This is a genomic window from Actinoplanes sp. NPDC023936 (assembly GCF_040639325.1).
Taxonomy (GTDB): domain Bacteria; phylum Actinomycetota; class Actinomycetes; order Mycobacteriales; family Micromonosporaceae; genus Actinoplanes.
Map to the genome: position 1 here is coordinate 126,798 of NZ_JBEZZR010000023.1, position 13,610 is coordinate 140,407.

The window sequence follows — 13,610 nt, forward strand, 5'->3', positions numbered from 1 at the left end:
ACGTGTGGTCACTCTCGGCGATACAGCTCCGGGCGATACAGCTGCGGCTGATCGCCGAGAGAGACCCGCACCCTTTCCCCGGTACGCAGTGACGACAGCGCCGCGGCCGACACCCTCGTCGCCGCGTACCCGTCCCAGCAGCTCGGCCCGCCCGGCGCCTGCCCGGCCCGCACCGCGCCGGCCCAGTCCCGCAGTTCGGCGTCGTAGGCCGGCCCGAACCGCTCCCGCCAGTCCACCGGGATCGGCCGGGCCAGCCGTCCCGCGCTGCGCACCGCGACCGCGCCCGGCTCGCCGAGCGCCGCCGTCCCGCTCTCCCCCAGGATCTCGCCCCGGATGTCGTAGCCGTACCGGGCGTTGACCGAGATCTCGACGTCGGCCAGGACGCCCCCGTCGAGTTCCAGCACCAGCAGCATCGGGTCGGGCAGGTCACCGGCGTTGCCGCTGGCCCGGGAGCGCAGCACCCGCACCGCGACGATCTCCGTGCCGAACATCCAGCGCACCATGTCGATCTCGTGCACCGCGGTGTCGGTGATCATGTCCGCGGACCGGTAGAAGGCCGGCACGGACGCGTTGCGGTGGGCGCAGTGCATCATCAGCGGCGCACCGATCACACCGCTGTCCAGCTCACGCTTGAGCGCCCGGTACGCGTCGTCGTAACGGCGCATGTATCCGACCTGGACCAGGCGGCTGCCGTGCCGCACCTCCGCCTCGACGATCGCCAGGCACTCCTCCGGGGTCGTGGCCAGCGGTTTCTCGCAGAAGACCGGCGTGCCGGCGGCGATCGCCGCGTGCACGTAGTCCGCGTGGGTGGCGCCCCAGGAGCAGACCAGCACCGCGTCCACCTCCGGGTCGGCGACCAGGCGGTCGCCGGGCAGGACGCGGGCGCCGGTCGCCGCGGCGACCTTCCCGGCGAGGCCCGGGTCGGCGTCGGCGACCGCGACCACGTCCACTCCGGCGACGACGCTGGTCAGCCGCCGGATGTGGTCGCGCCCGATCGCCCCGGTCCCGATCACGCCGACCCGGAGGGACATCACCCCCTGCCCAGCTCGTGGGCCAGTTGCTCCAGCTCGTCGCCGCCGGCCATCTGCGCGGTCAGCTCCGCCAGGGTCACCTCGCCGCGCCGGGCGTCCAGCACCGCCGACCCGAGCTTGAGGATCACGAAGTGGTCCCCGACCAGATAGGCGTGGTGCGGGTTGTGGGTGATGAACACGACCCCGATCCCGGCGTCCCGCGCCGCCGCGATGTGCTTGAGCACCGCGCCGGACTGCTTCACGCCGAGCGCGGCGGTCGGCTCGTCGAGGATCAGCACCTTCGCGCCGAAGTGGATGGCGCGGGCGATCGCGACGCCCTGCCGCTGGCCGCCGGAGAGCGTGCCGATCGGCTGGTTGATGTCGGCGACCGCGATGCCCATGTCGCGCAGCGCCGCGTCGGCGACCCGTTTCATCTCCTTGATCCGCATCCCGGCCAGGGGGAAGCGGCCGGCGGTCAGCTCGGCGCCGAGGAAGAAGTTGCGCCAGACCTCCATGAGCGGGATCACCGCGAGGTTCTGGTACACGGTGGCGATCCCGAGGTCGAGCGCCTCCCGTGGCGACGAGAAGACGGTCGGCTTCCCGTCGACCAGCAGCGAGCCGGACGTGTGCGGGTGCAGCCCGGACATGATGCCGATCAGCGTCGACTTGCCGGCGCCGTTGTCGCCGAGCACGCAGGTGACCGACCCGGCCTCGGCTTTCAGCGACACGTCGTGCAGCGCCCGGATCGGACCGTAGCTCTTGCCCACCCCGACGAGTTCGATCACCGGGAACCCCACCTTCGCGCGTAGTGGTTGACCAGCACGGCGAGCAGCAGCATCACGCCGAGGAAGGCCCGGAACCAGTTCGGGTCCCAGCCGGCGTAGACGATGCCGAGGCTGGTCATGCCGAAGATGAACGCGCCGATCGCGACGCCGATCGCGTTGCCGAAGCCGCCGGTCAGCAGGGTGCCGCCGACCACCGCGGCGATGATGTAGAGGAACTCGTTGCCGACGCCGTTGCCGGCCTGCAGCGTGTTGAACCGGTACAGGTTGTGCATGCCGACGAACCAGCCGAGGAACGACACCGTCATGAACAGCGAGATCTTGGTGCGGACCACCGGGACGCCGACCGCTCGGGCGCTCTCCGCCGAGCCGCCCACCGCGTAGATCCAGTTGCCGGCGCGCGCCCGCTGCAGGATCCAGGAGGCGAGCGCGACGAACAGGATCCACCAGAGCACCGTCGTCCAGACGGTCACGTCACCGATCCCGAAGGAGGACGCGAAGACACCCTGCAGACTGGAGAATCCGTCGATGTCCGAGATGTCGGACGACGAGACGGATCCGGTCACCAGCTTCGTCACGCCCAGGTTCACGCCCTGGAGCACGAAGAACGTCCCCAGCGTGATCAGGAAGCTGGGAATCCCGGTGCGCATCACCAGCCACCCGTTGAGGAACCCCACCGCGAGGCAGAACGCCAGGGACAGCAGCGCCCCGACCCAGAGGTTGACCCCGAAATACCAGCAGAACAGCGAGTTCACCAGCCCGGCCGTCGTCACGATCACACCGGCCGACAGGTCGAACTCGCCGCCGATCATCAGCAGGCCGACGCCGACCGCGACGATGCCGATCGTCGACGACTGGTAGAGCACGGTGAACAGCGAACCGGCCGACCGGAACGCCGGCGCCACCGCCAGGAAGAACAGGAAGATCGCCAGAGCTGCCACCAGCGCGCCCACCTCCGGGCGCGCCAGCAGCCGGACCGGTCGGCTCACCGGGTGTTCTTCTCGGTGAACGGCAGGATCTTGTCGATGTTCTGCGAGTCCACGAACGACGGGCCGGTCAGCACCGGGCCGCCGCCACCCAGGTCGTTGCCGTTCTTCAGGTAGAGGTAGAGCGAGGTGACCGCCATGTAGCCCTGCGCGTACGGCTGCTGGTCGATCGCGAACTCGACAGTGCCGTCCTTGACCGCCTGCGCCATCTCCTTGTTGAGGTCGAAGGTGACGATCTTGGCCTGGCTGGCGGCCTGCTCCTTGGCCTGGATCGCGTCCAGGGCGACCGGCGCGCCGAGCGTGACGATGTAGTCGATGCTCTTGTCCTGCGCCAGCTTGGCCTGCAGCGCCGTCGTGACGGCCGCGTCGTCGGCGCCGTTCACCTGGAGGTTCTCGGTGCCCGCAACCTTGGACTTGACGCCCGCGCAGCGTGCCTCCAGCGACACCGAGCCCTGCTGGTGGATCACGCAGATCGGGTGCTTCGCGCCGGCCGCGGCGATCCGCTCGCCGATGCTCTCCCCGGCCAGGGTCTCGTCGGAGCCGAAGTACATCAGCGCGCCGAGGCCCTTGTACTGATCGATGCCGGCGTTGAGGCCGACCACCGGGATGCCGGCGCCGGTCGCGGCCTTCACCGATCCGGCCAGCGCGTCCGGCGTGACCAGCGTGGTGGCGATGCCCTGCACCTTGGAGTCGACGGCCTGCTGGATCAGCGTGGCCTGCTTGCCGGCGTCCGGGTCGTTGGAGTACTTCAGCTCGACGCCGGTGTCGGTGGCGGCCTGCTCGGCGCCGGCCCGCACCTTGTCCCAGAACGTGTCGCCGGGCGTCTCGTGCGTGACGAACGCGATCGTGTAGCCGGACGGCTGCTTCGCGCTGCCGCCGGAGGTGTCGGGCTCCTCCTCCCGGCCACCCTCGCTGCAACCGGCGAGAAGAAGGACGGCGGCGGCGCCGACCGTCAGAAGACGCTTCATGAAAAGGCTCCCAAGGAGGTCAGGTAGGAATATGTGCGGCGGGCGATGGACAGCGGGACGTCGAAATCGACCGGGTACATATCCTGCTCCACCACCACGTACAGGTCGCGGCCGAGGGTGGTCAGCGCGCTCAGGACCGGCGGGATCTCCGGCACCCCGGCCGGGGCGGTCACGCTCACGCCCATCGCCACGGCCTGGCCGAAGGCCAGATCCTCGGCGGCGGCCCGGGCCGCGAGACTCGGGTCCATCTGCTTGAGGTGTACGTATCCGACCCGCTCCGGATACTCCCGGATCAGGCCGAGCACGTCCGCGCCGCGATAGGCCAGATGCCCGACGTCGAGGCAGAGCGAGACGAACCGCGGATCCGTCACGTCCAGGAACCGCTCGACCTGCTGCTGGTTCTCCACCTGGTAGTCGGCGTGCGGGTGGAACCGGAGCGCGAGCCCGTACTCCTCGGCGAGCATCCGGCCCAGCGTGTCGGTGTTGGCGGCCAGCGTGCGCCACTGCCCGTACCCGAGCTCGCGGGCCGCCAGGTAGCCGCCCGTCGCGTCGTCGCGGTAACCGGGCACCGGCACGAACACCACGTCGCGTCCCCCGGCCGCGACGGTCAGCTCGGCCACCCGCCGGGTCGCGGCGAGCACCTCGGGGAGGTTCTGGTGCGGCCCGCCGGCTCCGGCGACCGTCCCGCCCGCGCAGGTCAGCCCGCGCGCGGCCAGCTCGTCGGCGAGCCGCGCCGGATCGGTGGGCAGGTAGCCGTAGGGACCGAGCTCCAGGGTGCGGTACCCGGCCTCGGCCAGCTCGTCGAGGAACCGCCGCCACGGGGTCTGCCGGGGGTCGTCGGCGTACCAGACGCCCCACGAGTCGGGGCAGCTGCCCAGGCGCAGCATGCCGGTCACCGGGCCGTCGGGAAGTGCAGGGACGCCTCGGAGGCGGCGGCGGGCTCCGGCCAGCGCTGGGTGATCACCTTGGACCGGGTGTAGAAGGCGACGCCGTCCGGCCCGTAGATGGAACTCTGCCCGAAGAGCGAGTCCTTCCATCCACCGAACGAGTAGTAGGCCATCGGGACGGGTATCGGCACATTGATCCCGATCATACCGACGCGCACACCGCGCTGGAAACGGCGGGCGGCGGCGCCACTGGACGTGAAGAGAGCGGTGCCGTTCCCGTACGGATTGTCGTTGATCATGGTAATCGCCTCGTCCACGCCGGCGGCCCGCACGACCGAGAGCACCGGGCCGAAGATCTCCTCCCGGTAGACGTCCATCCCGGTGGTGACCCGATCCAGCACCGTGGGGCCGACGAAGAAGCCACCCTCGTACCCGGGGATCGTGCAATCGCGGCCGTCGGCCGCGACCGTCGCGCCCTGCCGCCCGCCCGCCGCGATCAGGTTCTCGATCCGTTCCTTCGCGGCGGCCGTGATCACCGGCCCCATCTCGGACGCCGGATCCCGGCCGGGACCGACGCGGACCTTCGCGGCCCGCTCCACGACCAGGTCGACGACCGCGGCCGCCGAGCCGACAGCGACCGCCGCCGACACCGCCATGCACCGCTCCCCCGCCGACCCGAACGCCGACGCCACCAGATGCTCGGCGGCGAACTCCAGGTCCGCGTCGGGCAGGATCACGGCGTGGTTCTTGGCGCCGCCGAGGGCCTGCACCCGTTTGCCCGCGGCGGACGCCTCCCGGTGGATGTGCCGGGCGATCGGCGTGGACCCGACGAACGACACCGCCGCGATGCCCGGATGCGCCAGGATCGCGTCCACCGTCTCCCGGTCGCCGTGCACCACGTTGAACACGCCGTCCGGCAGGCCGGCCCGCTGCCAGAGCCGGGCCACGAAGCCGGCCGCCGACGGATCGCGCTCGCTGGGCTTGAGCACGAACGTGTTGCCGCAGGCGATCGCGATCGGGTGCATCCAGAGCGGCACCATCGCCGGGAAGTTGAACGGGGTGATCCCGGCGACCACACCGAGCGGCTCGCGGTAGGAGAACACGTCGACGCCGGCCGACGCCTGGTCCGAGAACGATCCCTTGAGCAGCTGCGGGATGCCGCACGCGAACTCGATCACCTCGAGGCCGCGCTGGACCTCACCGGCGGCGTCCGACAGCACCTTGCCGTGCTCGTCCGAGACGATCTCCGCGAGCTCCTTCCTGGACGCGTTGATCAGCTCCCGGAAGGCGAAGAGAACAGTGGTCCGGACGCTGAGCGAGGACTGACTCCACGCGCGGAACGCTTCGGAGGCGACTCTCACCGCCGCGTCGATGTCGGATTTTTCGCCTAACAAGACCTCGTGCTGCACCTCGCCGGTCGCCGGCTGGTAGACCGGAGCCCTCCGCGTCGAGTCGCCGCCGGTGAAACGTCCGTCGATCCAGTGTTCGATGATCACGTCTATCGGCCTCCGGGACGCAGGTGGTGCCGCTGCCGCTTCTTGTCCTCCAGATATCCGGTGTGCGCGTGCCGGGTGCTGTGCAGGGTGGCCACCTCGGCGACCGGCACGTCCCACCAGGACTCCGAGGACGGCCCCTCGGCGAGCGGATCGGTCTCGATGTGCACGACCGTGAGGCGCTCCGCCTCGCGGGCCTGTTTCAAGCCCTCGGCCAGGTCGGCGGCGGTCCGGCAGCGGATCACCGCGGCGCCCAGGCTCGCCGCGTTCGCGGCCAGGTCGACCGGCAGGCGGGCGCCGTCGTAATCCCCGGTCGCCGGGTTCTTGTAGCGGTACGCGGTGCCGAACCGCTGCGAGCCGGTCTGCGCCGACAGCGCGCCGATCGAGGCGAACCCGTGGTTCTGCACCAGCACCACGATCAGCTTCACGCCCTCGGCGATCGCCGTGACGATCTCCTGGGCCATCATCAGGTAGGAGCCGTCGCCGACCAGCACGTACACCTCGCGGGACGGGTCGGCCAGCTTGATCCCGAGCGCGCCGGCGATCTCGAAGCCCATGCACGAGTACCCGTACTCCACGTGGTACTGCTTCGGGTCCCGGGCCCGCCACAGCCGCTGCAGGTCGCCGGGCAGGCTGCCGGCCGCCTGCACCACGACGTCGCGTGCGCCGCACGCCTCGTTCACCACCCCGATCACCTCGGCCTGGGTGGGCAGGTCACCCTGATTTCCCCGGTACGCCTTCTCGACCGTCTCCTGCCAGCGCCGCACCTCGGCGGCGACGTCGCCGGTGAAGTGCCGCCCGTACAACTGCGGCAGCAGCGCCGTGAGACCGGCCCGCGCGTCGGCGACCAGCGGCAGCGCGGACAGCTTCCCGGCGTCGAACGCGGTGATGTTGAGGTTCACGAACCGCACCGCCGGGTGCTGGAACGCGCTGCGCGACGCGGTGGTGAAGTCGCTGTACCGGGTGCCGACGCCGAGCACCACGTCGGCGTGCGCGGCGAGCCGGTTCGCCACCGGGTTGCCGGTCGCGCCCAACCCGCCGACCGCGTTCGGGTGGTCCCAGGGCAGCGCGCCCTTGCCGGCCTGGGTGTCGGCGACCGGGATCCCGGTCCCGCGGGCGAACCGGTCCAGCGCCGCCGAGGCCTCCGCGTAGATCACTCCGCCGCCCGCGATGATCAGCGGACGGGAGGCGCCCCGGATCGCGGCGGCGGCCCGCTCCACGGCCAGCGGATCCGGCGCCGGGCGGGACACGTGCCAGACCCGTCTCGCGAACAGCTCGTCCGGGAAGTCGTACGCCTCGGCCTGGACGTCCTGCGGCAGGCAGAGGGTGACCGCGCCGGTCTCCGCCGGGTCGGTCAGCACCCGCATCGCGGCCAGCAGGGCGGACGGCAGCTGCTCGGGACGCCACACCCGGTCGAAGAACCGCGACAGTGGACGGAACGCGTCGTTGACCGAGACGTCGCCGGCCCGCGGGTCCTCCAGCTCCTGCAGCACCGGCGTGGCGACCCGGGTCGCGAAGACGTCCGACGGCAGCAGCAGCACCGGCAGCCGGTTCACCGTCGCCAGCGCCGCGCCGGTCAGCATGTTGGTCGAGCCGGGGCCGATCGAGGTGGTGCAGGCCAGGGTGGAGAGCCGGTTCGTCATCCGGGCGTACCCGGCGGCCGTGTGCACCATCGCCTGCTCGTTGCGGGCGAGAATGTACGGCATCTCCGACCGCGCCGAACCGGTGTGGCCGTCCCGCTGCGCCTGCAGCAGCGCCTGACCGATCCCGGCGACGTTGCCGTGCCCGAAGATGCCGAGGAAGCCGGCCACCGCGCGCCGCTCGGCGCCGTCGCGCTCGGTCCACTGCTGGGAGAGGAAACGGACGACCGCCTGCGCGACGGTGAGCCGGTGTCTCACAGGCGCCTCCGCTCCCGTACCGAGGTGAGTGGCAGCCGGGGGTCGATCTCCTGCCCGGCCCAGCGGCCGCGGACCCAGCCGTGCGCCGGGTCGTCACGGACCTCCCAGCGCCGCTCGCCCGGACCGGCCATCACGTTGAGGTAGTACAGGTCGTAGCCGGGCACCGCCATCGACGGGCCGTGCCAGCCGTACGGCACCAGGATCACGTCGCCGGTGCGGACCTCGGTGCAGACGTCGATCGGGCGGTCCGGGTGGCCGTAGACGCGCTGGTACCCGCTGCCCGGCCCGCCGCCCGGGCTGGAGGTGACCTCGAAGTAGTAGATCTCCTCCAGGCAGGACTCCCCCGGACCCTCCTCGTCGTGCTTGTGCGGCGGGTACGACGACCAGTTCCCGCCCGGCGTCAGCACCTCGCAGGCGATCAGCCGGTCCGTCTCGAACACCTCCGGCGTGCAGAAGTTGTTCACCTGGCGGCTGGCCTGCCCGGCGCCGCGCAACTCGACCGGCACGTCCTCGGCCGCCCCGTAGCGGAACGGCAGCTTCCGGCCGGCGCGGGCGGCAGGCAGCGCGAACCGGCCGCCGTTCGGGGCGCGCAGGGTGACCACGCTGTCCCGTGGCAGGTAGGCGAAGTCGGTCACCCGGGAGAAGACGCTACGGCGGCCGGTCAGCGTGAGTCGCTCGTCGTCGCAGGCCACGTCGCAGCCCCCGACCAGGGGCAACACCAGCATCTCGTCGTTCCCGGTCACGAACCGGACCCGGCCGCCGACCGGGAGCGCCACCACGCGCAGGCCGCTGTAGTGCCAGCCGGCGTTCTCCGGGCTGACCATCACGTCGTACGGGCGCTCGGCGGAGCTGCCCCGCCGGACCAGCGGGTTGACGCGCGGGGTGTTCATCACCGGCTGGTCGCGGGTCGGCCAGCCGGTGTGCTCACGCATGGCGTGCTCTCTGCCGCGGAGCGGCCCGTCCACTGTGCCGCGGGGCGGCGGTGGCCTCCGGCAACGCTGACGGAGTCACCGCCGCCCCGAGGGTCTCTCCGGGGGGCGGCTTCACGGCGGACCGGGGGACCCGGCTTTCGCCCTCTCGCACTTCGTCTGCGGGCATGCGCGGGTCCTTCCAGCCGACCATGGGCGTTGTTCACCCAGCGGTAGCCGATCAGCAACGCTGGGTTGGACCTGGTTTCGATGTAATTACTCCAGGCTCGCCGCGTCAATACCCGCGTTGACACCAAAAAGCCGGGGCGGGCGATTGCCCGTACCCCGGCTGGTTGGTTTCCCGGCCCTCAGGAGGCCGGACGCCACATCCGGTAGAACGCCGTCCCGTCCGGCAGGTAGATCTCGCACGGGTCCATCGGCTGGTAGCCGTAACGGCGGTAGAGACGCACGTTGTTCTCGTTCGTGGCCTCCAGGTACGCCGCGACGCCGTTCGCGTCCAGGTCGTCGTGGACGTTCTTCATCAGCGCGCCGCCGAGGCCCCGGCCCTGCTCGGACGGGCGGACACCGAGGAAGGCCAGGTGCCAGTGCGCGTCCGTCGGGTGGTTCTTCTCGAAGAGCTCGCCCAGGGCGCCGAACCGCTCGAAGTGCTCGCCGGCGATCGCCTCGAGACGCTCCATGTAGGCCTCGGCCTCGGGCAGGTCGGTCTCCCGGTCGAACCAGACCGCTGCGGCCGCGTAGCCTCCGTCCGGGTGGTCGATGACCTCGATCCGGCCCTGCTTGAAGGCGGTCTCCGACTCCAGGGTGAAGAAGCCGGCCATCACCTTCTCGCGCTCGGCCGGCACCGGAACCAGGTAGTGGTTCGCGGCCAGGTCGTCGAAGGCGTTGGAGATCATCGCGCCGACGGCCGGGATCTCGTCCTGGCGGATGCGGCGGATCACGAGGTCGCTCATCGGGGGTACTCCGTCTCGTTCAGCGCGGCCGAGAAGCCACCGGCGGATGTGGCACTGCGGGCGCCGAGGCCGATGCCCGCGTAGATCTGCGGACGGGACGACCGCAGGTAGAGGGCCCAGAGGCTGCCGAGGACCAGCAGCACGATGAACGACGCCGGCACGACGATCGCCGGAGTGCTGCCGGACTCGACGCCGAGCAGGCCCGCGATGTTGTCGAACGCCAGGTACGTCATGACGAGCAGCAGGACCGAGCCGACGACCGGCGCGATCACCCGGTGCAGCAGGTCCTCGCCCTCCGGCTTGCGGGCGAAGTAGCCGATCACCGAGAACGACGTCAGGGTGACCAGGATCAGCACGCCGAGGCCGCCGCCGCTGCCGCCCCAGAAGAAGAGCTGGACCAGCGGGTCCCAGCCGAACACCGCGTAGAGCACGATGACGAGGAGGCCGACCGCGGACTGGGCGAGCGAGCCGTTCTTCGGCGCGCCGGTGCCCGGCACGGTACGGCCGAACGCGCGCGGCAGCACGCCCTCCCGGCCGAGCGAGAACATGTACCGGGCGATGATGTTGTGGAACGAGATCGACGCGGCGATCAGCGAGGTCAGGAACAGGATGTGCCCGAGGTGCAGGGCGGTGTCGCCGAGCTGCACGGCGGCCAGGTTGAAGAAGAGCTCGGGGCCCTCGGCGCCGGCCCGCTCGACGACGTCGTCACCGGCCGCGGAGATCATCGCCCAGGATGCGAACGCGTACGTGACGGCGATCAGGGCGATCGCGGCGTAGGTGGCCCGCGGGACCGTACGGCGCGGGTCGCGCGACTCCTCGCTGAAGACCACCGACTGCTCGAAGCCGACGAAGCCGGTGACGGCCATGACCAGCAGCGCACCGGAGCCCGCGCCGACGAGGCTGCCGGGGTCGAGGGCGTCGGCGGACGGGGTGAAGCCGTCGGCGGTCATCTCGGCGATCGCGAAGACCACGGTGATGACGATCTCGGCGACCAGCAGCGTCGCCAGGACCTTGCCGTTGACGGCGACGTCGCGCACGCCCAGGACCGCGACCAGCGCCCAGGCGATCAGGGCGAGGACCCACCACTGGAGGTCCACGCCGAACCAGTCCAGGAACAGCGGCTGGGCGATCGCGCCGAAACCGCCGTACGAGGCGACCTGGAACATGTTGTACGACAGCAGCGCGACCCAGGACGCGCCGACACCGAACGGCTTGCCGAGGCCCTGCGCGATGTAGGCGTAGAAGGCGCCGGCGTTGGCGATGTGCCGGGCCATCGCCACGTAACCGACCGAGAAGACCGCCAGCACGAGGGCGACCGCGAGGAAGGCGATGGCGATGCCGGTCAGGCCGGTCACGGCGAGGCCGGTCGGCACGACGCCGGCGACCACGGTCAGCGGGGCGGCCGCCGACATCATGAAGAAGACGATCGCGGCGACGCCGAGGCGGTCGCGGGCCAATGCGTCGGAGAGCTGACTTCCGGGGGGTTGGGTTGCGGTCGAGGACACGCGGGACTCCAGGGTTTGTTCTACGGGGGTGGGTGTATTCGCTATGTGGGGGTGTGGCGCCGGTGATGCTTCTTCAGGCGCCGGTGGTGCTTCGAGCGCGCTGGTGGTGCTTCAAGCGCGCTGGTGGTGCTTTCCGGCGCCGGTGGTGCGCTCAGGCCCGGCGGGCCATGACCGCGTCGCCGACCGCCGCCTCGGCCTGCGCGACGAGCTGCTGCAACATGGCTGGGAAGTGCCGGCGGAACTGGTCGAACAGCCGGGCCCGGTCGCGGGCGTTCAGGGTGGCGAGCACGTGCTGGTCCAGGCCGGTGGCCAGGATCAGACCGGCGAGGAGCAGGTCGGCCACGTCGAGCGCCTCGTCGCGGGAGACCTTGGTGCGCAGGCGGGTGGCGGGCCAGCCGGCCGTCATCGAGTCGGCCGGCACGAAGGAGACCTTCGTGCTGAGCAGACCGCGCTTCTCCACCCGCTTGATCAGCCCGATCCGGGCGAGACGGCGCTCGACGAGGTCGGTGGCGATCCCGGTGGAGAGGTAGGCGAGCCAGTTGCGTACGCCGTGCTGCCCTGCTTCCCGGCGCAGCTGCTCCAGCACGGCGGTGGTCGCGGCGTCGCCGGTCGGCCGTTCGTCGATGACCACGAGTTCGGTCTCGATCAGGTCGACGCGCCGCCACAACATCAGTTCACCGAGCAGAGCCGCGCCGAGTCCGAGGCCGAGCGTGGCCGGGGACAGCAGGGACTTGCCACGAATGGTGTCGTGAGCTGTGAGGTACAAGTCATCCGCGGGCGGAAGCTGCGGCGGGGACGCCACTGCCTGTTCTCCTCTCGACGCCTTGGGAAATGCCCGCGCTGTTCACCTTGAGTAATGTGGTGACGAATCACGAAGCAATTACTGTGCGCTCCCCCCGGCGCGACCGGAGGTAGCCTGCCAGCTCTCGCCGTCCGGCGCAACGTCCAGATGAGACAAATGTCGGGTCCATAGTAGGCGTTGTTGATCACAGTGTTGGACTGGGACTTTGAGCGTCGATCAATAAAACCGCCGGCTCCGCCGCCATTGGTCAATATTTATGACGATCGAAATGTTCGCGCGGCGTTCCCACGCCGCGCCGGAGTTCTGCGCAGCGTGATCATGAACCTGGGAAAACTACACAGAGTTACTGATTCTGCGGATAGTTGCCCGGTCAAACAATCCGGGATACCTTGGTGCTCTAAAGGTTGAAGCTTCAAGGAGGCCATCGTGCGGATGCCCGCTCTCTTCCTCAGCCACGGCGCGCCGCCGCTGGTCGACGACCCCACCTGGGTCACGCAGCTGCGGGAGCTCGCGGCCGGCCTGCCCCGGCCGTCCGCCATCCTGATGGCGTCCGCGCACTGGGAGTCCGCGCCGCTGATGCTCGGCGCCACCACGCCGGCGCCGCTCGTCTACGACTTCGGCGGCTTCGCGCAGAAGTACTACCAGGTTCGGTACCCGGCCCCCGGCGCACCGGCACTGGCTGACCGGGTCGCCGCCCTGATGCCGGACTCGGAGACCGTGGCCCGCACCGACCGGGGCCTCGACCACGGCGCCTACGTGCCGCTGACCGTGATGTACCCGGAGGCCGACATCCCGGTGCTGCAGATGTCGCTGCCCACCCTCGAACCCGACAAGCTGCTCGACCTCGGCGCCCGGCTGGCCCCGCTGCGCGACGAGGGTGTGCTGATCGTCGGCTCCGGCTTCACCACGCACGGCCTGCCGTTCCTGCGCGACTGGCGCCCCGACGCGGCGGCGCCCGGCTGGTCCCGCGAATTCGACGCCTGGACCGCCGAGACTCTGGCCCGCGGCGCCGTCGACGAGCTCGCCGAGTTCCGCGACCGGGCGCCAGGAATGCCCTACGCCCACCCGACGATCGAACACTTCGCGCCGATGTTCCTCACGCTGGGCGCGTCGGGCGCTCCGGAGGCGGCACCGGAGCAGTCGGTCGACGGCTTCTGGATGGGCCTGTCGAAGCGCTCCTTCCAAACCGCCTGATCCCGCGCGACGGGGGCCGCCATCGCCGCGACTATGGGTGGGCGCGGCGACCTTTCCTGCACCAGCTACGGCTCGGTTCCGCGAGCCGTAGTCCAGGCAGGTTGCGGGGCGCTTGGAGTCAATCAGTGGTTGCAACACTCGATTGATCAGGGGTTTTGATGGGGAAGATGGTGCCTCGTGGGGTGCAGGTGCGGTTCTGGGAGCAG

The 13,610-nt window shown here is 70.7% G+C and carries 12 protein-coding genes; 1 reads left to right on the forward strand and 11 read right to left on the reverse strand.

Going from position 1 to position 13,610, the window contains the following annotated elements; all coding sequences use genetic code 11:
- Positions 1-8: 8 nt before the first annotated feature.
- The 11 genes from AB0F72_RS26755 to AB0F72_RS26805 form a co-directional block, all read right to left on the reverse strand.
- Positions 9-1,031 (reverse strand): Gfo/Idh/MocA family oxidoreductase, encoded by a 1,023-nt coding sequence (locus AB0F72_RS26755; RefSeq protein ID WP_360436289.1) that lies wholly within the window; start codon positions 1,029-1,031, stop codon positions 9-11.
- Positions 1,031-1,795: an ATP-binding cassette domain-containing protein gene (locus tag AB0F72_RS26760; protein ID WP_360436291.1), complete on the reverse strand. Its 765-nt coding sequence runs from the start codon at positions 1,793-1,795 to the stop codon at positions 1,031-1,033. Before AB0F72_RS26760 ends, AB0F72_RS26755 begins: the two co-directional genes overlap by 1 nt.
- Positions 1,792-2,781, reverse strand: a complete 990-nt coding sequence (locus AB0F72_RS26765; protein ID WP_360436293.1) for an ABC transporter permease — start codon at positions 2,779-2,781, stop codon at positions 1,792-1,794. The genes AB0F72_RS26760 and AB0F72_RS26765 overlap by 4 nt, the downstream gene beginning before the upstream one ends.
- A complete protein-coding gene (locus AB0F72_RS26770; RefSeq protein WP_360436295.1) occupies positions 2,778-3,746 on the reverse strand; it encodes a sugar ABC transporter substrate-binding protein in 969 nt (322 codons plus the stop codon). The genes AB0F72_RS26765 and AB0F72_RS26770 overlap by 4 nt, the downstream gene beginning before the upstream one ends.
- Positions 3,743-4,633: a sugar phosphate isomerase/epimerase gene (locus AB0F72_RS26775; protein WP_360436297.1), complete on the reverse strand. Its 891-nt coding sequence runs from the start codon at positions 4,631-4,633 to the stop codon at positions 3,743-3,745. Before AB0F72_RS26775 ends, AB0F72_RS26770 begins: the two co-directional genes overlap by 4 nt.
- Positions 4,634-4,638: 5 nt before the next feature.
- Positions 4,639-6,129 (reverse strand): CoA-acylating methylmalonate-semialdehyde dehydrogenase, encoded by a 1,491-nt coding sequence (locus AB0F72_RS26780; protein ID WP_360436299.1) that lies wholly within the window; start codon positions 6,127-6,129, stop codon positions 4,639-4,641.
- Positions 6,130-6,131: 2 nt separating this feature from the next.
- A complete protein-coding gene (gene iolD / locus AB0F72_RS26785) occupies positions 6,132-8,024 on the reverse strand; it encodes a 3D-(3,5/4)-trihydroxycyclohexane-1,2-dione acylhydrolase (decyclizing) (protein ID WP_360436301.1) in 1,893 nt (630 codons plus the stop codon).
- Positions 8,021-8,956, reverse strand: coding sequence for a 5-deoxy-glucuronate isomerase (gene iolB, locus AB0F72_RS26790; RefSeq protein WP_360436303.1), 936 nt, complete (start codon positions 8,954-8,956; stop codon positions 8,021-8,023). The genes iolD and iolB overlap by 4 nt, the downstream gene beginning before the upstream one ends.
- Before the next feature lie 344 nt (positions 8,957-9,300).
- Positions 9,301-9,903 (reverse strand): GNAT family N-acetyltransferase, encoded by a 603-nt coding sequence (locus AB0F72_RS26795; protein ID WP_360436304.1) that lies wholly within the window; start codon positions 9,901-9,903, stop codon positions 9,301-9,303.
- Positions 9,900-11,408 carry an APC family permease gene (locus AB0F72_RS26800; RefSeq protein WP_360436306.1) on the reverse strand — a complete coding sequence of 503 codons (1,509 nt, stop codon included), beginning with the start codon at positions 11,406-11,408 and terminating at the stop codon, positions 9,900-9,902. The genes AB0F72_RS26795 and AB0F72_RS26800 overlap by 4 nt, the downstream gene beginning before the upstream one ends.
- A gap of 151 nt (positions 11,409-11,559) precedes the next feature.
- The gene (locus tag AB0F72_RS26805) at positions 11,560-12,174 is read right to left on the reverse strand and encodes a GPP34 family phosphoprotein (RefSeq protein WP_231859073.1); all 615 of its coding nucleotides are present in this window, start codon (positions 12,172-12,174) and stop codon (positions 11,560-11,562) included.
- 468 nt (positions 12,175-12,642) lie between these two features.
- Between AB0F72_RS26805 and AB0F72_RS26810 the strand changes: the two genes are divergently transcribed.
- The gene (locus tag AB0F72_RS26810) at positions 12,643-13,404 is read left to right on the forward strand and encodes a class III extradiol ring-cleavage dioxygenase (protein ID WP_360436316.1); all 762 of its coding nucleotides are present in this window, start codon (positions 12,643-12,645) and stop codon (positions 13,402-13,404) included.
- Positions 13,405-13,610 lie beyond the last annotated feature (206 nt).

Coding starts and splice junctions, on each gene's coding strand:
- AB0F72_RS26810 (WP_360436316.1), top strand. CDS start 12,643: ATGCCCGCTCTCTTCCTCAGCCACGGCGCGCCGCCGCTGGTCGACGAC.
- AB0F72_RS26775 (WP_360436297.1), bottom strand. CDS start 4,633: ATGCTGCGCCTGGGCAGCTGCCCCGACTCGTGGGGCGTCTGGTACGCC.
- AB0F72_RS26770 (WP_360436295.1), bottom strand. CDS start 3,746: ATGAAGCGTCTTCTGACGGTCGGCGCCGCCGCCGTCCTTCTTCTCGCC.
- iolB (WP_360436303.1), bottom strand. CDS start 8,956: ATGCGTGAGCACACCGGCTGGCCGACCCGCGACCAGCCGGTGATGAAC.
- AB0F72_RS26755 (WP_360436289.1), bottom strand. CDS start 1,031: ATGTCCCTCCGGGTCGGCGTGATCGGGACCGGGGCGATCGGGCGCGAC.
- AB0F72_RS26795 (WP_360436304.1), bottom strand. CDS start 9,903: ATGAGCGACCTCGTGATCCGCCGCATCCGCCAGGACGAGATCCCGGCC.